Annotated in this window: 22 protein-coding genes; 6 read left to right on the top strand and 16 right to left on the bottom strand. The window is 67.0% G+C overall.

Going from position 1 to position 23412, the window contains the following annotated elements:
- Positions 1 to 9: 9 nt before the first annotated feature.
- Together mbfA and MEU52_RS05545 are read right to left on the bottom strand one after the other, a co-directional pair.
- Positions 10 to 987: an iron exporter MbfA gene (mbfA, locus tag MEU52_RS05550; protein WP_238119322.1), complete on the bottom strand. Its 978-nt coding sequence runs from the start codon at positions 985 to 987 to the stop codon at positions 10 to 12.
- A 194-nt stretch (positions 988 to 1181) separates the two neighbouring features.
- Positions 1182 to 2411, bottom strand: coding sequence for an argininosuccinate synthase (locus MEU52_RS05545; RefSeq protein WP_238119324.1), 1230 nt, complete (start codon positions 2409 to 2411; stop codon positions 1182 to 1184).
- A 270-nt stretch (positions 2412 to 2681) separates the two neighbouring features.
- On the opposite strand from MEU52_RS05545, the gene MEU52_RS05540 reads away from it, so the two are divergent.
- Positions 2682 to 4385 carry an AAA family ATPase gene (locus tag MEU52_RS05540; RefSeq protein WP_238119326.1) on the top strand — a complete coding sequence of 568 codons (1704 nt, stop codon included), beginning with the start codon at positions 2682 to 2684 and terminating at the stop codon, positions 4383 to 4385.
- 75 nt (positions 4386 to 4460) lie between these two features.
- Here MEU52_RS05540 and MEU52_RS05535 read toward each other — a convergent pair whose 3' ends face one another.
- Positions 4461 to 5348, bottom strand: a complete 888-nt coding sequence (locus MEU52_RS05535; RefSeq protein WP_238119334.1) for a helix-turn-helix transcriptional regulator — start codon at positions 5346 to 5348, stop codon at positions 4461 to 4463.
- A 205-nt stretch (positions 5349 to 5553) separates the two neighbouring features.
- Between MEU52_RS05535 and mog the strand changes: the two genes are divergently transcribed.
- Positions 5554 to 6087: a molybdopterin adenylyltransferase gene (gene mog, locus MEU52_RS05530; protein ID WP_238119336.1), complete on the top strand. Its 534-nt coding sequence runs from the start codon at positions 5554 to 5556 to the stop codon at positions 6085 to 6087.
- Between the two features lie 21 nt (positions 6088 to 6108).
- Here the strand turns inward: mog and MEU52_RS05525 are convergent, their stop codons facing one another.
- From MEU52_RS05525 to fabA, 5 genes are all read right to left on the bottom strand, one after another.
- A complete protein-coding gene (locus tag MEU52_RS05525) occupies positions 6109 to 6999 on the bottom strand; it encodes a cation diffusion facilitator family transporter (RefSeq protein ID WP_238119338.1) in 891 nt (296 codons plus the stop codon).
- A gap of 100 nt (positions 7000 to 7099) precedes the next feature.
- Positions 7100 to 7861 (bottom strand): bestrophin-like domain, encoded by a 762-nt coding sequence (locus tag MEU52_RS05520; RefSeq protein ID WP_238119346.1) that lies wholly within the window; start codon positions 7859 to 7861, stop codon positions 7100 to 7102.
- 134 nt (positions 7862 to 7995) lie between these two features.
- Positions 7996 to 8844, bottom strand: coding sequence for an enoyl-ACP reductase FabI (gene fabI / locus MEU52_RS05515; RefSeq protein WP_238119348.1), 849 nt, complete (start codon positions 8842 to 8844; stop codon positions 7996 to 7998).
- A 241-nt stretch (positions 8845 to 9085) separates the two neighbouring features.
- Positions 9086 to 10303 (bottom strand): beta-ketoacyl-ACP synthase I, encoded by a 1218-nt coding sequence (gene fabB, locus MEU52_RS05510; protein WP_238119350.1) that lies wholly within the window; start codon positions 10301 to 10303, stop codon positions 9086 to 9088.
- Positions 10304 to 10491: 188 nt separating this feature from the next.
- The gene (gene fabA, locus MEU52_RS05505; protein ID WP_238119352.1) at positions 10492 to 11025 is read right to left on the bottom strand and encodes a 3-hydroxyacyl-[acyl-carrier-protein] dehydratase FabA; all 534 of its coding nucleotides are present in this window, start codon (positions 11023 to 11025) and stop codon (positions 10492 to 10494) included.
- A 333-nt stretch (positions 11026 to 11358) separates the two neighbouring features.
- Here fabA and mscL point away from each other — a divergent pair, with 333 nt between their 5' ends.
- On the top strand, positions 11359 to 11778 hold the full coding sequence (mscL, locus tag MEU52_RS05500; protein ID WP_238120277.1) for a large conductance mechanosensitive channel protein MscL: 420 nt from the start codon (positions 11359 to 11361) through the stop codon (positions 11776 to 11778).
- A gap of 63 nt (positions 11779 to 11841) precedes the next feature.
- Here mscL and MEU52_RS05495 read toward each other — a convergent pair whose 3' ends face one another.
- From MEU52_RS05495 to MEU52_RS05485, 3 genes are all read right to left on the bottom strand, one after another.
- Complete coding sequence (locus MEU52_RS05495; RefSeq protein ID WP_238120279.1) at positions 11842 to 12912, bottom strand: quinone-dependent dihydroorotate dehydrogenase; 1071 nt, start codon at positions 12910 to 12912, stop codon at positions 11842 to 11844.
- Positions 12913 to 12916: 4 nt separating this feature from the next.
- Entirely contained in the window at positions 12917 to 13615 is a 699-nt protein-coding gene (locus MEU52_RS05490; protein ID WP_238119354.1) for an orotate phosphoribosyltransferase, read from the bottom strand.
- Between the two features lie 137 nt (positions 13616 to 13752).
- Positions 13753 to 14370, bottom strand: a complete 618-nt coding sequence (locus MEU52_RS05485) for a 2-hydroxychromene-2-carboxylate isomerase (protein ID WP_238119356.1) — start codon at positions 14368 to 14370, stop codon at positions 13753 to 13755.
- A 155-nt stretch (positions 14371 to 14525) separates the two neighbouring features.
- Here MEU52_RS05485 and MEU52_RS05480 point away from each other — a divergent pair, with 155 nt between their 5' ends.
- Positions 14526 to 15293, top strand: coding sequence for a phosphatase PAP2 family protein (locus MEU52_RS05480; protein ID WP_238119358.1), 768 nt, complete (start codon positions 14526 to 14528; stop codon positions 15291 to 15293).
- A 4-nt stretch (positions 15294 to 15297) separates the two neighbouring features.
- Here the strand turns inward: MEU52_RS05480 and MEU52_RS05475 are convergent, their stop codons facing one another.
- Positions 15298 to 17112 carry an ABC-F family ATP-binding cassette domain-containing protein gene (locus MEU52_RS05475; protein WP_238119368.1) on the bottom strand — a complete coding sequence of 605 codons (1815 nt, stop codon included), beginning with the start codon at positions 17110 to 17112 and terminating at the stop codon, positions 15298 to 15300.
- Between the two features lie 192 nt (positions 17113 to 17304).
- On the bottom strand, positions 17305 to 17484 hold the full coding sequence (locus MEU52_RS05470) for a YdcH family protein (RefSeq protein ID WP_238119377.1): 180 nt from the start codon (positions 17482 to 17484) through the stop codon (positions 17305 to 17307).
- Between the two features lie 406 nt (positions 17485 to 17890).
- On the opposite strand from MEU52_RS05470, the gene MEU52_RS05465 reads away from it, so the two are divergent.
- Positions 17891 to 18097 (top strand): YdcH family protein, encoded by a 207-nt coding sequence (locus tag MEU52_RS05465; protein WP_238119379.1) that lies wholly within the window; start codon positions 17891 to 17893, stop codon positions 18095 to 18097.
- A 44-nt stretch (positions 18098 to 18141) separates the two neighbouring features.
- On the opposite strand, the gene MEU52_RS05460 is transcribed toward MEU52_RS05465, so the two are convergent.
- Both MEU52_RS05460 and MEU52_RS05455 read right to left on the bottom strand, forming a co-directional pair.
- Positions 18142 to 18627, bottom strand: a complete 486-nt coding sequence (locus tag MEU52_RS05460) for a peroxiredoxin (protein ID WP_238119380.1) — start codon at positions 18625 to 18627, stop codon at positions 18142 to 18144.
- A gap of 87 nt (positions 18628 to 18714) precedes the next feature.
- On the bottom strand, positions 18715 to 19590 hold the full coding sequence (locus tag MEU52_RS05455) for a protein-disulfide reductase DsbD domain-containing protein (protein WP_238119382.1): 876 nt from the start codon (positions 19588 to 19590) through the stop codon (positions 18715 to 18717).
- 156 nt (positions 19591 to 19746) lie between these two features.
- Between MEU52_RS05455 and MEU52_RS05450 the strand changes: the two genes are divergently transcribed.
- Positions 19747 to 20364, top strand: a complete 618-nt coding sequence (locus MEU52_RS05450; protein ID WP_238119385.1) for a YqgE/AlgH family protein — start codon at positions 19747 to 19749, stop codon at positions 20362 to 20364.
- Between the two features lie 49 nt (positions 20365 to 20413).
- On the opposite strand, the gene MEU52_RS05445 is transcribed toward MEU52_RS05450, so the two are convergent.
- Positions 20414 to 23347 carry an EAL domain-containing protein gene (locus MEU52_RS05445; RefSeq protein ID WP_238119386.1) on the bottom strand — a complete coding sequence of 978 codons (2934 nt, stop codon included), beginning with the start codon at positions 23345 to 23347 and terminating at the stop codon, positions 20414 to 20416.
- Positions 23348 to 23412 lie beyond the last annotated feature (65 nt).

Raw genomic sequence — 23412 nt, 5'->3', positions numbered from 1 at the left:
GCTGGCCGCCTAGCTGCCGCCGATGAAGATACCGGCGGCCAGCACCAGGGCGCCGCCGAGCACCACCTGCATCACCGAGCGCCAGAACGGGGTTTCCATGTAGCGGTTCTGGATGAAGGCGATGGCCCACAATTCCACGAACACCACGGCAATGGCGATGGCGGTGGCGGTCCAGAATTCCGGGATGATGTAGGGCAGGGCATGGCCGAGGCCGCCCAGCGCCGTCATGGTGCCGGAGGCGATGCCGCGCTTGATGGGCGAGCCGCGGCCGGAGATGACGCCATCGTCATGCACCGCCTCGGTGAAGCCCATGGAGATGCCGGCGCCCACCGCCGCCGCAAGGCCCACCAGCAAGGTGGTGTGGGAATTCTGGGTGGCGAAGGCGGTGGCGAAGATGGGGGCGAGGGTGGAGACCGAGCCATCCATCAGGCCGGCAAGGCCCGGCTGCACCCAGGTGAGCACGAACTGGCGGCGAGCCTTCTCGTTCTCCTCCTCCTTCTTGTCCACGGGCAGGTAGCGGGCGGCGAGCTCGCTGGCGATCTCCTCGTGCTTGGTCTCCTCGCCATAGAGACGCTGCAGCAGGGCCCGGGTCTCGGGATCCTTCGCGTGCTCCTTGGCGTGCAGGTAGAAATTGGCGGATTCATCCTCCATCAGGCCCACTTCCTGACGGATTCGCTCGATGCCGAGGTTGCACACGTACCAGACCGGCCGACGATTATAGTAGCCGGCGATGCTCTCGCGGCGGATCAGCGGCACATGGGGGCCGAAGCGGCGTTCATAGTCGCGGGTGAGCGCTTTCTGGTGGCCGCGCTCCTGGCTGGCCATGGCCTCGAACACTTTCGCGGTGTCGGGAAAGTCCTTGCGCAGGTGCTCCGCATAATCGACGTAGACCCGCGCATCGTCCTCCTCGGAGGAGATGGCGAGGGCGAGCACCTCCTGTTCGGAGAGGTCGGAAAACCGGCGGCGATTGGGAAACAGGGATTTCATCGCGATTTCCAGTTTAGAATTACTCTAAATATGATCATAGTCCATGAGGCATTTTTGCAAATAGGTTGCAATGTCGCAGGGTAATCCGGGGTGGCGGCGCCTGCGACCCCGGAATGTTCCGGACACAAAAAAGCCGGTGCGCGGGGGCGCACCGGCGGGTCGTTGTCGAACCGGCCACCCTGAGGTGGCATGGCTCACTCGGAGATCTTGCGGGCCCGGTTGCCCAGGGTGCGCAGGCGCAAAGCGTTGAGCTTGATGAAGCCCGCCGCGTCGCGGTGGTCATAGGCGACCGCGCCTTCCTCGAACGTCACCAGTTCCTGGTTATAGAGCGAGTAGGGGCTCTTGCGGCCGATGACGGTGGCGTTGCCCTTGTAGAGCTTCACGGTCACTTCACCGGTCACATAGGTCTGCGAGTGGTCGATGGCGGCCTGCAGCATCTCCCGCTCGGGGGAGAACCAGAAGCCGTTGTAGATGAGCTCCGCATAGCGGGGCATCAGCTCGTCCTTGAGGTGGGCAGCGCCGCGGTCAAGGGTGATGCTCTCCATGCCACGGTGGGCGGCGAGCAGGATGGTGCCGCCGGGGGTCTCATAGACACCGCGGCTCTTCATGCCGACGAAGCGGTTCTCGACGAGATCGAGCCGGCCGATGCCGTTGGCCTTGCCCAGCGCATTGAGGCGGGTGAGCAGCGTGGCGGGGGAGAGGGCCTCGCCATTGATGGCGACCGCATCCCCCTTCTCGAAGGAAATGGTGATGAGGGTGGGCTCGTCCGGCGCCGCTTCCGGGGAAATGGTGCGCTGGTAGACGTATTCGGGCGCATCCTCGGCCGGATCTTCCAGCACCTTGCCTTCGGAGGAGGAGTGCAGGAGGTTCGCGTCCACGGAGAACGGGGCCTCGCCGCGCTTGTCCTTGGAAATCGGAATCTGGTGCTGCTCGGCGAACTCCAGCAGCCGGGTGCGGGAGGCGAGATCCCATTCGCGCCAGGGGGCGATGACGGTGATCTCGGGCTCCAGCGCATAATAAGCGAGCTCGAAGCGCACCTGGTCGTTGCCCTTGCCGGTGGCGCCGTGGGACACCGCGTCCGCCCCCATCTTGCGGGCGATCTCGATCTGCTTCTTGGCGATCAGCGGGCGGGCGATGGAGGTGCCGAGCAGGTACAGACCCTCATAGACCGCATTGGCGCGGAACATGGGGAATACATATTGCGAGACGAATTCCTCGCGCACGTCCTCGATGAAGATGTTCCCGGGCTTGATGCCCAGAAGCTCGGCCTTCTTGCGCGCCGGCTCCAGCTCCTCACCCTGGCCGAGATCGGCGGTGAAGGTGATCACCTCGCAATTGTAGGTGGTCTGCAGCCATTTCAGGATCACGGAGGTGTCGAGCCCGCCGGAATAGGCCAGCACCACCTTCTTCACGTCACGCGCCATCAGGTCTCTCGAAGCGTCTGAGGAAAGGGAAAACCGGCGCGGACTATAGGCCGGCGCGCCGCCGTGGCAAGGCCGCCGACGCAAGGCAGCGGGCCGGCGGCACCTGTTCCGGCGGCGCTCTTGCCCGTGAATTTGATCGAGATCAAGAGCGGCCCGCTTCTTGCTGCGGTGCGGCGGTCCGCGCAGCCCGGCGGTTGAAGCCGTCGCGCCCTGTGGCGGGACCGACAAATTGTCCGGGCCCGGACATCGCTTGCGACTATGGGGTGATCCATGAAACTGATCGTCGAACGGCTGGTGATCGAATCCCTGGTGGACACCTTTCCCGATCAGGCCCACCTCCTGGCGCAGCCGCGCTTTTCCAACCGGGTGGAGGTGGGGCTCGACACCTTGAAACCCGATGCCCTCGCCCATCTGCACGATTTGGTGTTGAAGACCGGCGGCACGGTCATTCGCGGCCAGGAGGAGCAGCTTTCCAATCTGGTGAGGGTGTTCCAGGACGACGGGCCGAAATTCGCCCCCGACGATCTGGAAGAGCTGGCCGGCGCGCTGGCCATCTTCCTGGTGGACCACTGCATTCGCGGCTGGCTGTTCCGCATGAACCCCGGCGGCAAGCCGGAGCCCTATCTCGTCACCCGTCTCGATTATACCCCGCCGGGGGACGAGGAGGCGGGGCGCGTCATCATCGAGCTCAAGGCCAACAACCGCGGCAAGACCCATGTGGAGAACCTGCTGATCCGCTCCAAGGATCTGCGCGGGCTCACCATCCTCGGCACTTTGGCCGCCAAGGGCTGGCTGATGGAGGACGAGGCGCTCCTGAAGTCATTTGACCAGGAGATGGTGCTCTATTTCGATTGGCGCAGCCGCTACGGCCAGCAATTCTCCGCCACCGGTACCGGCATCTTCGCCGAGGATCCCACCGCCAACCGCCGCGATACCGATTGGGCGCGCAAGTCGGTCATCGTGTTGTCCTCCACCGGCTCGGCGGCGCGCCTCGTCAATGACGAGGAACTGCTGGGCGACCGGGTGCTGGGGGCGGAAACCTCCGGCTTCTTCCTCGACAAGCTGGTGAAGAAGGCGGAGAAGCAGAATTGCTTCGACATGGCGGTGGACGAGGCCCTGAAGAACGCCAAGTCGCGCATCCCCAAGGGGGCCTTCACCGAAATGCCGGTGCACCCGCTGATCCTGATGTTCCACCTGGAACTGCATCACCACGTGTGGGTGCATGTGGATGACATCAAGCCCTATCAATACCATCCGGAACTGAAGCAGAAGCTGGTTTTGCCGCCGGAGCAGACCGACCTCATCGACATTCTCACCGCCGAGATGAACACGCTCATGGCGGACATTGTCGAGGGCAAGTCCGGAGGTACCACGGTGATGTGCGCCGGCCCGCCCGGCGTCGGCAAGACGCTCACCGCCGAGGTCTATTCAGAGATCATCCAGCGGCCGCTCTACCGGGTGCATTCGGGCCAGCTTGGCCTCGACGTCGCCACCATGGAGACGGCGCTAAAGGACGCGCTCACCCGCGCCCAGCGCTGGGGGGCAGTGATGCTGATCGACGAGGCCGACGTCTATATCAAGCGGCGGCAGGACAATCTCACCATGAATGCGGTGGTGGGCGTGTTCCTGCGGGTGCTGGAATATTTCAACGGCCTGCTGTTCCTCACCACCAACAGGGTGGACGATATCGACGAGGCCATTGTCTCGCGCTGCATCGCCCTCATCAAATACCACTCGCCCAGCGCCGATGATCGCCGCAAGATCTGGGGCGTGATGGCCGAGCAGTTCGCGCTGGATCTGGAGCCGGGCCTCATCGACATGCTGGTGACCCAGTTCCCGGACACTTCCGGGCGCGACATCAAGGGGCTCGCCAAGCTGGTCTCGAAATTCTGCTCGCAGAAGAACGTGCCGCCCTCCATCGAGATCTTCCGCCGCTGCGCCATCTTCCGCGCGCTCGACGTGCCGCCCATGTGATGAAGCGGCGTGATGCAAGGGGCGTGATGAGGGGGCGTGATGAATGCGCTCTGTGAGGGCGCCCACGCGCGAGGCTCAGTGTCCGTTGAAATGCACGCTTCCGAAGCCGGAGACATCATAGCCGCCCAGGGCCTCGGCCCGGGCGGCAAGGGCGGGGGCCCGGCAGAAGGTGACGAATTTCTGGAAGGACGGCTCGAAATAGGCCTGCCGCCAGACCAGCAGATCGAAGCGTTCCTCCTGCAGGGGCACGAAATCGAGATTGAACTGGCGCGCCGCCGCCTCGATGCCGAGCCCCACATCGGCCCGCCCGGTGGCGATGGCCATGGCGAGGTCGGTTTCGGAGCGCTCCACCGTGTCCACCGGCAGGAGGTCGGCGCGGCTCAGTCCTTCCCGCTGCAGCAGCCGGTCCAAGACCAGCTCGCTGCCTGCTTCCGGCTGGCGCAGCTGAAAGCGCAGGCCGCGGGCCTCCTTGAGGCGGCTGGGCGGGCGGCGCAGATCGGCGCGGCAGATCAGGCCGCGGCTGCGCCGCGTCCATTCCAGCAGAACCCACGGCTCGTGGCCGAATTGATGTTCCACCTGGGAAATGTTCCAGCCGTCGCCATCGGGCATGTGCAGGCCGGCGGCGATGCAGGTCCCCGCCGCCGCCCGGGCGAGGCCATCCAGCGTGCCGTCGAGAAAGGCGGCGATCCCCGAGCGGGACTCGCGCAGCGCCCATTCCAGAAGCGGGTCGTGGCCGCCGGCAACGACCAGCGGGCGGCTGGCCTCCACCGCCTCGCCCGCCTCCTCGGCGGCGCTGCCGCGGGTGCCGGCGCCCAGCCAGGCCTCGATTTCCTTGCGCGGAAACAGCAGCTTGCCGGTGACACGGCGCACCGGGAGGGTGTGCGAGGCCACCAGGTCATAAACCTTGCGTTCCTTGACGCGCAGCAGCGCGGCCAGCTCGCGTGTGGTGAGAAACTCCGACATGGAGATGTCCGGATGGGAAAAGGAGCGGAAAAAACGACACAGAAAAGCTATATCCGCATAAATACGGTGTCATCGGCCAGACGCAATTAAAATGCGCGGCGGCATCCGCCGGATCGCTGCCCGGACGCACGGGGGGCGCCAGGGTGGAGGTGGCCAGACAAGCGTGGCATATGTCTCCCCAAGCTGCGGAAAGAGGATCGCCTGCATGGCAACGGCACGCATCGGCATCGTCACCATCTCGGATCGGGCCAGCCAGGGCACCTATGAGGACAAGAGCGGACCGGCCATCGAAGCGTGGTTGCGGGCGGCGCTGACCAGCCCGTGGAGCGTCGATTACCGCATCATTCCCGATGGGTTTGAAAGCGTGCGCGACACCCTGATCGACATGTGCGACGGGGAGGGGCTGGACCTCATCTGCACCACCGGCGGCACCGGCCCCAGCCCGCGCGACCTGACTCCCGAAGCCATGGCGGCGGTAATCCACAAGCCGCTGGCCGGCTTCGGCGAGCAGATGCGGCGGATCTCCCTCAATGAGGTGCCCACCGCCATTCTGTCGCGGCAGGAAGCCGGGGTGCGGGGCAAGACGCTGATCGTCAATCTGCCCGGCAAGCCGGCCTCCATCGCCGTGTGCCTGGCGGCGGTGTTTCCCGCCATCCCCTATTGCCTGGATCTCATCGGTGCCGCGCGGCTGGAGACGGATCCGCAGGTGGTTACGGCATTCCGCCCCAAGGGCGCTTGAGACGGTAGGCCGGCGGCGCGTTCAGAGCACCACCACGCCGTGCAGCTTGGCTTCCGCCTCCGGCTCCACGTGAATGGTGAGCAGCGCGTCCTTCATGTCCTCGGCGAAGGCGGTCTCGATCCGGTCGCAGATGGCATGGGCGGCCGCCACCGTCATGTCGCCGGGCACAACAAGGTGGAATTCCACGAAGGTCATGCGGCCGGCATGCCGGGTGCGCAGGTCGTGCACCTCCAGCGCCCCCTGGGCGTGGCTGGAGACCAACTCGCGGATGCGGGCCACCACATCCGCCGGCGCCGCCTCGTCCATCAATCCGCCCACGGATTCGCGCATCAGGCCCCAGCCCATCCAGAGCACATTCAGGGCCACCAGGGCGGCGATGGCCGGATCGAGCCGCGGCCAGCCGGTGAGCGGCACCAGCACGAAGCCCGCCAGCACGCCCACCGAGGTGATCACGTCCGACAGCAGGTGCTTGCCGTCCGCGATCAGGGCCGGTGAGCGATGCGCCTTGCCCTCACGCAGCAGCACCCAGCACCAGATGGCATTGAGCACCGTGGCGAGGCCGTTGAACACCATGCCGAGGAACGGCTGATCCGGCAGGCGGGGGTTCATGAAGCCGCCGTAGGCCTCACGCAGGATGGTGAAGGCCGCCAGCATGACCAGCACGCCCTCGGCCACTGCCGAGAAATACTCCGCCTTGTAATGCCCGAATTGATGGTTGTCGTCGGCAGGCCGCGCCGAGATCTGGAGCGCGACGAGCGCGCCGAGCGAGGCGGCCACGTTGATGATGCTCTCGAGCGCATCGGACAGCAGCGCCACCGAGCCGGTGACCCACCAGGCCAGGGTCTTGAGGCCCAGCACCACGATGCCGACGAGCACGCTGGTCGCGGCCACCCAAAGGGTCCTGCGGCTCATGCCTCTACTCCTGTGGTGGCGCCGGTGGCGCGAGCGACGTGTTTGTATCTATTCTAAAGTTGCGCTGCAACATTCCCATGGCCGAATGCCCACCACCGGGTCAGCTGCTCATGTGGGCGAGGGCCGTCCGCATGGCGGTGGCCGGCACCTTGATGACGCCCTCGAACGGCCCACCCAGTTCCAGGATCAGGAACAGGGCGCCCGCCAGCGAGGCCGAGCACAGCACGAACATCACCAGCGAGACCCGGTTGATGGGGGCGAACAGCCCGAAGCTCACAAAGATGAGGGTGAGCCAGGCGATCAGGACGGCGATGAAGACCGGTGGAACCACCGTCTCGCTTTCGGCGATGACGTTCCAGCGCAGCGCGGAAATGGTCTGAAAGCCGGTGATCGCCTCCGCCTTGAGCTCCGTCTGGTCCGCGTCGGTGGGGGTGAGCGCCCGCACCCGCCGGCCAAGGTCCAGCATCAGCTGCTCCGAGGTGCCGCTCTGCACCTGGCTGCGCACGCCGGGGTCATCCGGCCAGGTTTCTTCGAGCGCGTGGTGGGTATAGGCGCGCAGCGCCTGGCGCGCGTCGCCGGCGCCGGGACCATAGGCCCGCAGGGAAACATCAAGGGTGATGAGGGTGGTGGCGAACTGCTGGACGTCGCGGCTGGTGGCGTCGAAATTGCCCTTCACAGAGGCTGTCATCAGCCCCAGGATGAGCGAGGACATGGCCGCCACCATGCCCACCCCCAGCTTGACCGCCTCCTGGGTCTCCTTGGACAGATGCTCGGCCCGTAGCCGCCGCGCGCCCCACATGCCGAGGCCGGCGCCGGCCAAGAGGCTGATGAAGACCAGCGCCGATACCGCCAGTGAAGGCATGCCATTCCCCGCCGCAGGTCCTGACATGGTCATGAACCAGGTTCAGGTACCAAAGTCATGCGCACGCAGCATCGCCGGCGCCCGGCCGGTGGGTCAAGATCGCGGGCGGGGCGCTCCAGGGCGGAAAGCACCGCCTATTCGGCCGCCTTCACCGGTTCTTCGGCGGCGAGCTTGGCCTCGGCGTCTTCCTGGGTCTTGAGCACGTCGGGATGGGGCATGGAGATGATGTTGTAGCCCGAATCCACGAAATGCACCTCGCCGGTGACACCGGTGGAGAGGTCGGAGAGCAGATACAGGGCGGAGTTGCCCACTTCCTCAATGGTCACCGTGCGGCGCAGCGGCGCGTGGCGCTTCTGATAGTTGAACATCAGCCGCGCATCGGCGATGCCGGCGCCCGCCAGGGTCCGCACCGGGCCGGCGGAGATGGCGTTCACGCGGATGCCCGCCGGGCCGTAATCGGCGGCGAGATAGCGCACGGAGGCTTCCAGCGCCGCCTTAGCCACACCCATCACATTGTAATTGGGCATCACCCGGGTGGAGCCACCATAGGTGAGGGTGATGATGGAGCCGCCATGGGGCATCAGCGCTGATGCGCGCTTGGCGATCTCGGTGAGGGAGAAGCAGGAGATCACCATGGTGCGCGAGAAATTCTCGCGGCTGGTGTCCGCATAGCGGCCCTTGAGCTCCGACTTGTCGGAGAAGGCCACCGCATGCACCAGGAAGTCGATCGACCCCCATTTTTCCTTCAGCGTGTCGAACACCGCGTCCACGCTGGCGAGGTCTTCCACGTCGCAAGGCAGCAGGATCGACGAGCCGAGGCTCTCGGCCAGGGGCCGCACCCGCTTGGCCATGCCTTCACCCTGATAGGTGAAGGCGAGTTCCGCGCCCTGTGTCGCCAGCGCCTTGGCGATGCCCCAGGCGATGGAGTGATCGTTGGCGACACCCATCACGAGGCCGCGCTTGCCTGTCATCAGCTCCTGCATCACCCACCCTTGAGCGTGATCATTCCTGTTCGCGGCGACCCGCGCACCGCGTTATCGCCGGCGATGTCCCTCCCGCGCATGCCGCAAGGGCATTCGGGAAAGCGGACACTGCGGCGGCGTGCCGCGGTTGCCGCGCGATTGTTCTGGTCAGCCGATAACAGACCTTCGGCCGCCGCGCCACGCCCTTCAACTCACCGTTCACGACCAATCATGACAAAGCGTGTGCGGGCAACGGCCACGCTCAGGCATCCACGTGCTTGATGACGAGGCTCGCATTGGTGCCGCCGAAGCCGAAGCCGTTGGAGAGCACATGGCCGAGGTTCACATTGTCGATCCGCTTGCGCACGATGGGCATGTCCGCGAAGGCCGGATCGATCTCCTCGATATTGGCGCTCTCGCAGATGAAGCCGTTCTGCATCATCAGGATGGAATAGATGGCCTCGTGCACGCCGGTGGCGCCCTGGGAATGGCCCGTCAGCGACTTGGTGGCCGAGATGGGCGGGCAGGTGTCGCCAAACACCGCGCGGATGGCCTCGATCTCCTTCAGATCGCCGATCGGGGTCGAGGTGGCGTGCGGGTTGATATAGTCGATGGGCGCCTTGATGGAGCTCATGGCCAGCTTCATGGCGCGCTCGGCGCCCTCGCCGGAGGGCGCCACCATGTCGGCGCCGTCGGAGGACGCGCCATAGCCGGCGATTTCCGCATAGATGCGGGCGCCGCGCGCCTTGGCGTGCTCCAGTTCTTCCAGCACCAGCACCCCGGCGCCGCCGGAGATGACGAAGCCGTCGCGATTCTTGTCATAGGCGCGCGAGGCCACCTGCGGCCGGTCGTTATAGGCCGAGGACATGGCGCCCATGCCGTCGAACAGCACCGACAAGGTCCAGTGCAGGTCCTCGCAGCCACCGGCAAAAACGATGTCCTGCTTGCCGTACTGGATCATCTCGTAGGCGTTGCCGATGCAGATGTTGGTGGTGGCGCAGGCGGCCGAGATGGAATAGCTCGGGCCCTTGATCTTGAACCAGGTGGAGAGCGTCGCCGAGGCGGTGGAGGCCATGGCCTTGGGCACCGCGAACGGGCCCACCCGCTTGGGACCCTTCTCACGGGCGATGTCGGCGGCATCCACGATGGTCTTGGTGGAGGAGCCACCCGAGCCCATGATGAGGCCGGTGCGCTCGTTGGAAATCTCGTTCGCTTCAAGGCCGGCGTCGCGGATGGCCTGATCCATGGCCACGTGATTCCAGGCGGTGCCGCCGCCGTGGAAGCGCATGGCGCGGCGGTCCACCACCTCTTCGGCGTTCAGGGTCGGGGCGCCCTGCACCTGGGAGCGGAAGCCGAGCTTGGCATAGTCTTCCGCGAAGGTGATGCCGCTCTTGGCCTCGCGCAGGCTGGCGAGCACCTCCTGCGTGGTGTTGCCGATGGACGAGACGATGCCCATCCCGGTGACGACGACGCGGCGCATGTCATATCCCCATTGGAACGCTCGAAACAGACCCTCTCCCCCGCCGTGACCGGCGCCGGCCAGCCTGCGCTGTGGCGTCGTGCGGGGAGCGCAGAGGGCCCGGCTCCACCCGTGAATGGCGGGTCCCGCCTTGCATCAAGGCGCCCGCCGTCACCGGCACTGTGACATCGGATCGTGGCAGCGCCTTGTCAGGCGCCGGCCGCTCCCGGTGCTGCTTCGGCCTGGAACAGGCCCACTTTCAGATCCTTGGCGCGATAGATGATCTCGCCATCGGCGGCCAGCCAGCCGTCGGCGATGCCGAGCACCAGCTTCGAGCGCATCACGCGCTTGAAATCGACGCCGTAGACCACCTTCTTGACGCCGGGCAGAACCTGCCCGGTGAACTTCAGCTCACCCAGGCCCAGGGCGCGGCCGCGACCGGACGAGCCGAGCCAGCCGAGGAAAAAGCCCACCAGCTGCCACATGGCATCGAGGCCGAGGCAGCCGGGCATCACCGGGTCGCCCTTGAAGTGGCAGTCGAAGAACCACAGGTCGGGGTTCACGTCGAGCTCGGCGCGCACCATGCCCTTGCCGAATTCACCGCCGGTCTCGGAAATCTCGGAAATGCGGTCGAACATGAGCATGGGCGGCAGCGGCAGTTGCGCGTTCCCTGGCCCGAACAGCTCGCCACGTCCACATGCGAGGAGATCCTCATACCCGAAGCTGGTCTGCCGTTCTGCCATTTTCAGAGCTTAATCGCCTTGCTGCCCGTGAGGGTCGTTTCCACCGGGCCCTGCGGCCCGCCCCCGAAGCCGAGTTCGAGATCGGGGGCGGGCACTCCCTAACATACGCACGGGCGCACTCAAAGTCATGAAAGCGTCACGGCCGCGAAGAAGGCGCAACGCAAGGCGGCCATCGGCGTCATCGAGGCGCGGCGCAGCGCGGGGAACGGGTGGCCAGCACCCGCACGGGGGCCATTCTTGTCCCCTGGGGGCGGTTGAGGTCAGATGTCGCGACGCGGTGATTCTCCACCGCGAACGCCATTCGGGGCGCATGCTGGGAGTTGGTCCATGGGGATTTTGAAGGAATTTCAGGAATTCGCCGTCCGGGGCAATGTGGTGGATCTCGCCGTCGGCGTGATCATCGGTGCCGCCTTCGGCAATATCGTCAGCTCGCTGGTGGGTGATGTCTTCATGCCGGTGATCGGCGCGGTCACCGGCGGCCTCGATTTTTCCAACTACTTCATTCCACTGGCGAAATCGGTCACGGCCGAGAATCTGGCGGACGCCAAGAAACAGGGCGCGGTGCTGGCCTACGGCGCCTTCATCACCATCGCCATCAATTTCGTGATCGTCGCGGCCGTGCTGTTCCTGGTGGTGCGCACCCTCAACGGCCTGCGTCGCAAGCACGAGGCGGCTCCGGCGGCGCCCTCCAAGACCGAGGTGCTGCTCACGGAAATCCGTGATCTGCTCGCCAAGCGCGCGCCGGGGGCGTGAGGCGCTACGGCCGGTCCTTCGGGACCGGCTGCCGCGGATGGACCCGCGAGGGCGGCGCGGTGTTCAACGCACGTCTGCGCCCACGGCATCGCTCACATGCGCAAAGCCGTCGGCCTTCAGGCACGCGGCAAGCTCGGCCTTCACCCGGTTGACGAGGCCGGGACCGTGGAACACCAGCGACGAATAGAGCTGCACCAGGCTCGCGCCGGCGCGGATCTTGGCATAGGCATCGGCGCCGGAAGCGACCCCGCCCGCGCCGATCAGCGGCAGGCGGCCGTCCACCAATCGGGCGAGCGCCGCCAGCCGCTCGGTGGAAAGCGCCATCAGCGGCTTGCCGGAGAGGCCGCCGGTCTCGCCCTTGTCCGGGCTCTTGAGGCTGGCCGGGCGCGACAGGGTGGTGTTGCCCATGACGATGCCGTCGACGCCGGTGGTGAGCGCCACTTCGGCCACGTCGGCCAAGCCTGCGTCGTCGAGATCGGGCGCCACCTTCACCAGCAGCGGGGGCCGCCCGGCGGGGTCGGGAATGGAGGCATCGCGCACCGACAGCACCTGGGTCAGCAGGGCCGACATCTCGCTGCGCGCCTGCAGGGAGCGCAGACCCGGGGTGTTGGGCGAGGAGATGTTGCACACCAGGTAGTCGGCCAGCCGGCAGGTGGCGGAGACGCCGAGCACATAGTCCTCGATGGCGTCCTCGCTCTCCTTGTTCTTCCCCACATTGGCGCCGACGATGCCGGTGGCGCCCGCCGCCCGCCGCTGCCCCAGGCGCGACACAAACGGGGCGAGGCCCTGGCTATTGAAGCCGAACCGGTTGATGACCCCTTCATCCGCATCGAGCCGGAACAGCCGGGGCTTGGGATTGCCCGGCTGTGGCCGCGGCGTGACCGTGCCCGCCTCCACGAAGCCGAAGCCGAGCTTCAGCACCTGGTCCGCCACCTCGGCATCCTTGTCGAAGCCGGCGGCGAGGCCGATGGGGTTGGGGAAGTCGATGCCCCACAGCCGCGTGGCCAGCACCGGATCATCCGGCCGGGCCAGCCGGGGCGCGAGGCCGCGCCGCAGCGCCTTGATGGCGAGGCCGTGCGCCTGCTCCGGCGTGATGAAACGCAGCAGCGGCCGCGCGAGGGCATAAAGGTCCATCATCTCATTCGCCGCTGACGGCGGTGCCTCCGTGGGCCTTGGACCAGCTGTGGGGATCGTGCAGGAACGCCTCGATCTGGCCCACCTGAGCGTTCTCGAAGCGGTTGGAGCGCTTCACTTCCGCCAGGATGTCCCACCAGGTGGCGAGCCGGTGCAGGCTGAGGCCGGCCTCGTCCAGGATGCCGGCGGCCTCCGAGAAGATGTCGTAATAGAAGAAGACAAAGCAGTGATTGCAGTCGGCGCCCGCGGTGCGCAGGGCGTTGACGAAATTCACCTTGCTGCGGCCGTCGGTGGTGAGGTCCTCCACCAGGAGGATGCGCTGGCCGGGGGCGAGGTGGCCCTCGATCTGGGCGTTGCGGCCGAAGCCCTTGGGCTTCTTGCGCACATACTGCATGGGCAGCATCATCCGGTCCGCCACCCAGGCGGCGAACGGAATGCCCGCGGTCTCGCCGCCGGCCACCGCGTCGATCTGCTCATAGCCGATGTCGCGATAGATGGTGGAGATGCCGAAATCCACCAGGGTCTGGCGCACGCGGGGGAAGGAGATGAGGCGGCGGCAGTCGATATAGACCGGGCTCGCCCAGCCGGAGGTGAAGATGAACGGCTCGCCGGACGAAAAGCGCACGGCCTCCACTTCGAGGAGCATCCGCGCGGTCTGCTCGGCAATGGTGGCCTTGTCCGGAAAAGCGGTAACATTCGCCATGGTCGGCTGAGCCTCTCGGGTCGCGGGAAAGAAGGCGGGCGGACACGGGCGGCCCGCCGCGCGGCATATAGCAGAGCCGGCGGCCGCAAACACCCCGCCTGCGACGTCGAAGCCGGCAAAAGATGTGCGCGCGGACCTCAGGCGGCCGCAGCCAGGGTGTGGGCGTGCTCCAGCGCCATCTCCAGTCGGTCATTGCCCCAGAACAGCTCTCCGTCGGCGGTGATGAAGCTGGGGGCGCCGAAGATGCCGCGGGCCCTGGCTTCCTCGGTTTGGGCGCGCAGCCGCTCCTTGGCGGCCGGCGACTGCGCCTCGTCGATCAGCTGCCCGTCACAGAAGTGGCCGAGCCCGCCCAGCACCTGGCTGATGGTGGCGCGATCGGAGATGTCGCGGCCCTCGGCGAACTCGGCATGGAAGACGCCGCGGGTGAAGGCCGGCCGCGAGGCCTCGTTGAGATAGAGCGCCACCCGGGCCGCCAGCAGGCCGTTGGCGGGAAACGGCTGGGGCCGGGTGATGGGCGGCAGGCCGGCGCGGGCGGCCAGGCGATCCATGTCGCGCCACATGTGCGCACCCTTGATGGGATAGACGTTGAAGGGCGAGGTCGTGTACCCCTGGGCGGCGAAGATGGGGCCCAGCAGGAACGGCTTCCAGTGCACCACCACCCCATGCGCCTCGGCCAGAGCGGCGATGCGGGCCGCGGTGAGATAGGAATATGGCGAGGCGAACTCGTAATAGAAATCGAGTGTGGCCCTGGCCATGACATGATCCTCCTTGTACATCGCGCGGCCAAATGTGCGGCCGCCGACCCGGGTGGGGCAAGGGTGTGAATCAAGCATGCACGGAAAACGCGGCTCTCACGCGCGATCCGGCGAGCGTTGCGGAGAGATGACGTGCGGGTGATGCGGTGAGGTGGGTGCTGTTCTTCATGCTGGTGATCGGCGCCGCGGTGGCGATTTTGTTCACCGTGTTCCCGCAATGGGATCTCGCCATCACCGAGCTGTTCTGGGATGCGTCGCGGCGCCATTTCGCCCTGGCGCGCCAGCCTTGGGCCCAGACCTTGCGCGCGTGGGGCAACTATATTCCCTGGATCTTCGCCGTGCCGGCGTTCGCCGCGCTGGTGCTGAAGCTGCTGTTTCCCGACCAGCGCATGTTCATGCCGGCGCGGGCGGCGGTGCTGCTGGCGCTGACCATGGCGCTCGGTCCCGGCCTCGTGGTCAACGGCATCCTCAAGCAGGAGTGGGGCCGGCCGCGGCCCGTGCATGTGGACGATTTCGGGGGCAAGGACACCTTCATGCCCTGGTATGACAATTCCGGCGCCTGCCCGGGCAATTGCTCCTTCGTTTCCGGCGAAGGTGCGCTGGGCTTCTGGATGACGGCGCCGGCCAGCCTGGTGCCCGGTCCGCTCGGGGCGGTAGCGCTGGGCGCGGCGGTGCTGTTCGGGGCGGCGGCCGGCGGCCTGCGCATCGGCTTCGGCGGCCACTTCTTTACTGATGTGGTGTTTTCCGGTGTGCTGGTGGTGTTGATCGTGGTGCTGGCGCGCCTGTGGCTCTACGATCGTCCCCGCGCGCCCACCGATGCCGCCGTGGAGGCGGCCATCGGCCGGGTCGGCTTCGCCTTGCGGTACGGGGTCCTCGCCCTCTGGCGGGGCGCCGCCCGCCTGTTGGCGCGGCGGGCGGGCTGACGCCTCAGCCTTCCAGTTCCTCGCGCAGGATCTCCAGCCGCAGCCATTCCTCCTCGGCCGCATCGAGCTGGCCCTGGGTCTTGGCGAGGGCGGCGGAGGTGGCCTCGAACTTGGCCGGATCGCGGGCATAGAGCTGCGGATCGGCCAGCGCCGCGGCCAGCTTCTCCAGCTCCTTCTTCAGCTTCTCCATGGTCTCCGGCAGCGTCTTGAGGGCGTGCTGCTCATGGAAGGATAGGCGCTTCTTGGCCTGCGGCTTGGCGGCCGCCTCGCCTTTCGCAGAGCTGTCGGCCTTGCCCACAGGGGCCGATGCCTTGGCCTTCGCCTCCACGCCACGGCCGCGCTGGGTCAGCATGTCGGAATAGCCGCCGGCATATTCGCGGAACACCCCGGCGCCCTCGGCCATGATCACGCTGGTGACGGTGCGGTCCAGGAAGTCGCGGTCATGGCTGACCAGGATCACCGTGCCGGGATAATCGGCCACCATCTCCTGCAGCAGGTCGAGGGTTTCGAGGTCGAGGTCGTTGGTGGGCTCGTCCAGCACCAGCACGTTGGAGGGCAGGGCCAGCGCCCGGGCCAGCATGAGCCGGCCGCGCTCGCCGCCGGAGAGGACCGACAGGGGCGTGTTGGCCTGCTCCGGGCTGAACAGGAAGTCCTTGAGATAGCCCATGACGTGCTTGGGGGTGCCGCCCACCATCACGGTGTCGGAGCCGCCGCCGGTCAGGGCATCGCGCAAAGTGGTGGTGGGGGCCAGCGCCGCCCTTTTCTGGTCGAGCGAGGCGATCTCGAGGTTGGTGCCGAGCTTGACGGTGCCGGAATCCGGCCGGATCTCGCCGGTGAGCAGCTTGATGAGGGTGGTCTTGCCGGCGCCATTGGGGCCGACGATGCCGATGCGGTCGCCGCGCAGGATGCGGGTGGAAAAGTCCGTCACCACCGGCGTGCCGTCATAGGCCTTGCTGATGCCCTTGGCCTCGATCACCACCTTGCCGGAGGTTTCCGCCTCGGTGACGGTGATCTTGACGTTACCCTGGGCCTTGCGCTCTTCGCGCCGGTCCTTGCGCATGGATTGCAAGAGGCCAAGCCGGCGCACGTTGCGCTTGCGGCGGGCGGTGACGCCATAGCGCAGCCAGTCCAGCTCGGCGACGATCTTGCGGTCGAGCTTGTGGCGCTCGGTCTCTTCCTGTTCCAGCACGCTGTCGCGCCAGGCCTCGAAGCCGGCGAAGCCCTGGTCGAGCCGGCGGGTCTGGCCGCGATCGAGCCAGATGGTGGCGCGGGAGAGGTTTTCCAGGAAGCGCCGGTCATGGCTGATGAGCACGATGGCGGACTTGAGCCCCCTCAGCTCGCTTTCCAGCCATTCGATGGCTGGCAGATCGAGATGGTTGGTGGGCTCGTCGAGCAGCAGCACGTCCGGTTCGGGGGCGATGACGCGCGCCAGCGCCGCCCGCCGCGCCTCCCCGCCCGAAAGGTGGGCGGGATCTTCCTGGCCGCTCAGGCCGAGCTGCTCCAGGAGATATTGGGCGCGGTAGGCGTCGTCACCGGGGCCGAGGCCGGCCTCGACATAGGCGAGGGTGGTCGCGAAGCCAGCAAAATCCGGCTCCTGCGGCAGATAGCGCACGGTGGCGCCGGGCTGAAAGAAGCGCGTCCCGTCATCGGGCGCCATCAGACCCGCCGCAACCTTCAGCAGCGTGGACTTGCCCGAGCCATTGCGGCCGACCAGGCACACGCGGTCACCCGCCGAGACGGACAGGTCCGCCCCATCGAGAAGAGGGGTGGCGCCGAAGCGCAGGTGGATGTCTTGCAGCAGGATCAGCGGAGGGGCCATGACGCCCGATTAAAGCCACCGGCGCCGGAACGCAAAGGGTGTGCGTTCCGAAGCCGCAGATCAGGAACGGCATTGTCGTAAATACGACAAATCGAACCGCCGCCGAAGCTGCGTCACGCGCCAGGCTTCAGCCGCATCCCTGCTTCCGCCGCCGGGACATTCCCGACGTCGGTCACAGGCCCTGCGGGCGCATCAATGGAGGGTGGTTGCACCGCCCAGGCGGCTCATTTGGTCTTTCAGAACAAGCTTCTTGCGCTTGATTTCCGCCACTCGGACAGAGTCCTTGGCGGGGGAGGCGAGTTCGCGGGCGAGCTCCTGATCGAGAGCCGCGTGGCGACGCTTCAACTCCGAAAGGTGCGACTGGATGGACATGCTGAGCCACTCCCTGTCTGCATCACGCCAGGAAGTGTGTCACGGAGTTGACACTGAGTCGACCACCTTTCTTGCGAGCGGCGCGGCAACTTATCTTGCAGCGCAAAAAGCCCGTGCCATAGTCGAGGATGAAGGAAGGGGCTTGCGGCAGGCGGTCCCACGGGGAACTCTAGTGGTGTGAACGGGGGCGGCGCCGGGCGCCGCGGCGTGGACCCGCGGCGGCCGGGCGACTGGCGCGGCCGACGGCTGGAGGACACAGCTGCGTGAGGTGCGGCGCGGTCAGCGCCGGAGTGGGGCGGAAATGGTGAAGGCTTGGCGAGGCGCGCGGCCGCGGCCATGAGGCTGCGGCTCCAACCCTTCAGGGGCGTGTCGCGTTCGTGGGGGCCGTGTTGCGACGGATGGGTGCATGACCAGTGACGAGGAACGGGACCTCAAGCTTCTTCTGGAGCGCTTGAGACAGGAGCATCGCGACCTTGACGCGGCCATCGAGGCCCTGACCGGCGTGACCGGGTCCGATGTGCTCCAGGTGCAGCGGCTGAAGAAGCGCAAGCTGCAGCTCAAGGATCGCATCACGCATATCGAGGATCAGCTGTTCCCCGACATCATCGCTTGAAAAAGCGGGCCGCCCGTCTGGCGGCCCGCATGGTTCCGCGCGGCTCAGAGCTGGGCGAGCATCGCCGCGGCGCTGGAGACGTCCGCCTTGCCGGGGGTCTCCTCGATGTTCAGCGTCTTCACGACGCCATCCTCGACGATCATGGAATAGCGCTTGGAGCGCACGCCGAGGCCGGCGCCCGATCCGTCGAAGGTGAGGTCCAGGGCCTTGGCGAAGCTGGCGTCGGCATCGGCCAGAAACACGATCTTGCCCGCCGCGCCGGAGGCGTTTTCCCAGGCGCCCATCACGAACGGATCGTTCACCGCCACCACCGCGATGGTGTCGATGCCCTTGGCCTTGATGGCCTCCGCCTCGGCCACATAGCCGGGCAGGTGATTCTTGTGGCAGGTGGGGGTGAAGGCGCCCGGCACCGCGAACAGCACCACGCGCTTGCCCTTGAAGATCTCGTCGGTGGTCTTCTGCACCGGCCCATCGGTGGTCATCACACGAAAGGTGGCAGAAGGCAGCTTATCGCCGACCGAAATGGTCATGGCATTCTCCGCGGCAAAGCGGCCCCAAGCGACCGCGTGCGGACAATACGTGGTTTTACGGAGGAGAAAAGCGCCTTTGGCGCCCCTTCACGGCGCAGGAATCGTCCAGGGCGCGGTGACCGAGCGCGGCATGTCCACCAGCGTGAGGGTGAGGACCGCGCCCGGCAGCGCGGCGTCCGGCGGCACGCCTTCCAGCGGCAGGGTGAAGCGCACCAGCCCATCGGCGAGGGCGACCTTCTGTGGCAGCGGCAGCGCCCAATGATGGTCCGGCCCCTCCGCGAACAGGTCGGCCTTGGGGGTGACGTCGCGCGCATCCACCACCAGCTGCGGCGGCGTCGCGCCCGTGTCCAGGCGCGCCGAGACGATCTGCGGCGTGCCCGCCACACCCACCGCCTGCGGCTCGGGGATCCTGGCGCGGGCGGCGGCGATGCGCGCGGCGGCGCCCGGGTCGGGCTCGGCGGCTAGGTCGAGGGTCAGATCGGCGGTGGCCGGCATGCACAGGGCCTCGCAGACAGCGAAATCCAATCCCAACACCAGCTTTGCCGGCTGGCTGGGGTCCTTGAGGGTCACCGTCAGCGGCAGCACCACCGTGCCCTTGTAGCCGATGGAAAAGCCGCCGGCGCCATCGGCGAAGCGGCGCGGTGCCGGCCAGCCCACCGCCACGTCGGCCACGTTTTCCGATTGCTCGAAGGCCAGCATCGGCGGCACGCCGCTGTCGCCCGGGTAGCGCCAATAGGTCTTCCAATGGGTTTGCAGCTGTAGCTCCAGCCCCACGTCGCGGGTGTCGGCAGTGCCCCCCCCATTGAAGAGGCGGACGGTGACGCCCGGCAGGGTCACGCTGCTTGGCTCGGCCTGCGCCACCGATAGCGCCGCGCCCATCAGCAGCGCGGAAAGCGCCAGCAGGGCGGTGGTCCAGGGCGCTTTCGGCCGCCGGCGGGCACGAGTGGAATGCGGAGCGATCATGTCTCTGCCGGTACCGGTTTTGCCGCTGCGGTGCAAAGCCGGGGCGCGCACAAGGGCGTGAGCCATTGGGACCAGGGCTGCCGCGGCGCGGCTGTGAGGGCGCGGCCCGGCGTCCGCTCCATTCCCAAACGCCACGAGGCGCGGTACCCTCGACCCATGATCGCGACCGATACCCCCATCCCCCCGACTGGCGGCTCGCGCTTCCTCGATGGGCAAATGCTGATCGCCATGCCGACCTTGCGGGACGATCAGTTCGCGCGCAGCCTCGTCTATGTCTGTGCCCATTCGGCGGAAGGCGCCATGGGCATCATCGTCAACCAGCTGGCGAGCCATATCGATTTCACCGACCTTCTGGTGCAGCTCGATGTGGTGCCGGCGGCCGATCGCATCCTGCTGCCCAAGAGCGCCGGTGCCGTCAAGGTGCTGAAGGGCGGGCCGGTGGAGACGGGCCGCGGCTTCGTGCTGCATTCGGCGGATTATTTCGTCGAGAATTCCACTTTGCCCATCGATGACGGTATCTGCCTCACCGCCACCCTGGACATCCTCAAGGCCATCGCCGGCGGCAGCGGGCCACGCAGCGCGGTGCTGGCGCTGGGCTATGCCGGTTGGGCGCCGGGGCAGCTGGAAGCCGAGATCCAGGCCAATGGCTGGCTGAACTGCCCGGCGGATCAGGACCTGATCTTCGGACGGGCCATCGAGGGGCGCTATGACGCCGCCCTGAAAAAGCTGGGCATCGACCCCGCCATGCTCTCCAGCGAGGCCGGGCACGCCTGAGGTCGAGGAGCCGTGATTGCAGCGCGTGGCGGGTGGCCCGTGCCGACCCTCACTCGCCGGAGGCGCGCTTCTTCTTCTTGGGCTCGGCCGGGGCGGGTTCGATCAGCACCCGGCATTCATCGGCGGTGAGCGGCTCGCCGAACACCACGCCCTGGGCGTATTCGCAGCCGAAATGCGCCATCTCGGCGATCTCGCTCTCGCGCTCGATGCCCTCGGCGATCACGTCCATGCCCAATTGGTGGGCGAGCTCCACCATGGAGTTGACGATCACCGGGCGGGCCGCCCGGGCCGGCCCCTTGGCGGTGTCGCGCACGAACCGCTGGTCGATCTTGATGGTGTCGAAGGGGAAACGCTGCAGATAGGCGAGGGAGGAATAGCCGGTGCCGAAATCGTCCAGGATCAGACCGGCCCCCAGTTCGCGCACGCGGCCCAGCAGCACCGCGGCATATTCCGGATTCTCCATCACCAGGGTCTCGGTGATCTCCAGCTTGAGCGAGCTCGGGGCCAGCTGATTGCGGGTGAGCACCGATTTGAGGTCCTGGATGAGATCGTGCCGCAAGAGCTGCCGCGACGACACGTTCACCTGCACGAACAGCGGCGGGTCCACCCGCAGCATGCGCTGCCAGAGGGCGAGCTGGCTCGCCGCCCGCTCCAGCACGAACAGGCCGAGATCGAGGATGAGGCCGCTGTCTTCCGCCAGTGTCAGGAATTCGGAGGCGGCCAGCTCGCCCAGGCGCGGATGGTTCCAGCGCATATAGGCCTCGAAGCCGCCGATGGCACGATCGCCCAGCCGCACCACCGGCTGATAGCGCACGAAGATCTCGCCCTTGTCGAGGGCCTCGCGCAGCTCGGTCTCCAGCGCCACGCGGTCGATCTTCTGCTGGCGCATGGCCGGGCGGAACACCTCGATGCGGTCGCCGCCGATGCGCTTGCCGTAATACATGGCGAGCTCCGCATCTTTCAGCACGTCATCGCGCTTGCCGAGCTCCGGTCCCGACAGCACCAGTCCGATGGACGCGGTGACGAACACTTCCTTCTCGGCGAACGAGATGGGCGCGCGCAGGGAGCGGCGCAGGGTGTCGGCGAAGGTGGTGATGCGCTCGGCGTCGCGCTCCGACATCAGGATGAGGCCGAACTGGTCGCCGGCGATGCGGGCCAGGGTGTCCTGCGGCTTCAGCAGCCGCATCAGCCGGCGCGAGACGGTGAGCAGGATGGAATCCGCCACCGCCATGCCCACCTGCATGTTGATCTGCTTGAAGCGATCGAGGTCGATCACCATCACCGTCGGCTTCACCTTGGAATCGAGGCGGGCGAGGGTGAGGGCCTGGTCCAGCCGGTCGAGGAACAGTTCGCGGTTGGGCAGGCCGGTGAGATTGTCGCGCACCGCGTCGTGCAGCAGCCGTTCGGCGGCGATGCGCTCGCCGGTGACGTCGAACAGGGTGCCGACGCAGCGCACCACCTCGCCATCGGCCCCCACCACCGGGCGGGCCTTCAGGTTGAAGGTGAGGTAATGGCCGTCGATGGCCTTGAGGCGGAAGTCCTGGTCGATACGGCCGCGACGCTGGTCGATGATGCCGTCGAGGGTGGCGCGGAAGCGGTCGCGGTCGGCGGGGTGCAGCACCTCCAGCCAGCCGGCGGCCTCGGTCTCCAGGGAATGACGCTTCAGGCCCAGGGCTTCTTCCGCCTCGGGCGAGGTGTAGATGCGGTCGGTGTCCACATCCCAATCCCAGACGATGAGGCCCGAGCCGGCCAGCGCCAGGGCACGGCGCTCCAGTTCCGAGGTGGAGCCCTGGATGCCGCCGATGCCGGCGAAGGCGTGCTGCATCACGGTGAAGCCGATCAGCATCACGATCAGCACCAGGCCACCGGAGAGGGCCGGGGCGGCGAGCTCGTTGGAAATCACACCGGCGATGGTGAGCCCGGCCATGAGCACCCACACCAGCAACAGGCCCCAGGTGGGAATGATGAGCACGGCCCGGTCATAGCCATGCTGGGACAGCCACAGCACGATGCCGAAGCCGGCCACCGCCACCGCCAGCAGCGACAGGCGGGCCACGCCGGCGGCCACCGGCGCATCCAGGAGCGCCACCACCACCAGCGCGGCGAGGAAGGTGAGCCAGCCGGCCGCCACATGCACATAGCGCACGTGCCAGCGGTTGAGATTGAGATAGGCGAACAGGAACACCAGCAGGGTGGCGGTGAGGATCGCCTCACCGGCGGCGCGCCAGAATTGCTCGGCCACCGGGGACAGCCCGAACACCTTGGACCAGAAGGCGAAATCGAGGCCGATATAGCCCAGCACCGCCCACGCCAGCGCCGCCGCCGCCGGGAACATCACCGAACCCTTCACCACGAACAGGATGGTGAGGAACAGGGCCAACAGGCCGGCGATGCCGATGACGATGCCGTGGTAGAGGGTGAAGGCGTTCACCCGGTCCTTGTAGGCATCGGGCTCCCACAGATAGAGCTGCGGCACCGTGGAGCTGCCCAGTTCGGCGATGAAGGTGACGGTGGAGCCGGGATCGAGCGTCACCAGGAAGACGTCGGCGTCAGGCGCGTTCTGCCGCTCGGGCTTGAAGCCCTGGCTGGGGGTGAGCGAGACGATGCGGCGGTTGCCGAGATCCGGCCAGAACAGGCCCGAGCCCACCATGCGGTAATGGGGGGCGACGATGAGGCGGTCCACCTGCTCGTCCGTATTGTTGGTGAGTGCGAAGGCGATCCACTCGGCGTGCTGGCGCCCGTCGGTGGTCTGCACTTCGATCCGCCGCACCACGCCTTCGGAATCCGGCGCCGTGGAGAGCTGGAAGCGGCCATTCTCGGTGGTCTCGCGTTCCACCGCCGGGGCGAGGTCCGTCACTTTCGCGTCGAGCCGGATGGCGACGGGCTCCAGGGCCTGGGCGCGCTCCACGGGCAGGAGCAGCGCCGCCAGGATCAAGGCGACCGCGACAGTGCAAAAAGCGGCGAGAAAGGGACGCAACGGCATGTCTCCGGCCCGGCGGCGGCCGGGCGACGATTCGTTCACTAACGAAGCCATACGGCTGGAGCAAG

The sequence above is a fragment of the Xanthobacter sp. NM-25 genome, assembly GCF_022138605.1.
Classification (GTDB): Bacteria; Pseudomonadota; Alphaproteobacteria; order Rhizobiales; family Xanthobacteraceae; genus Xanthobacter.
The sequence above is the reverse complement of the archived record's forward strand: the minus strand, read 5'-3'. Positions and strand labels throughout refer to the sequence as shown.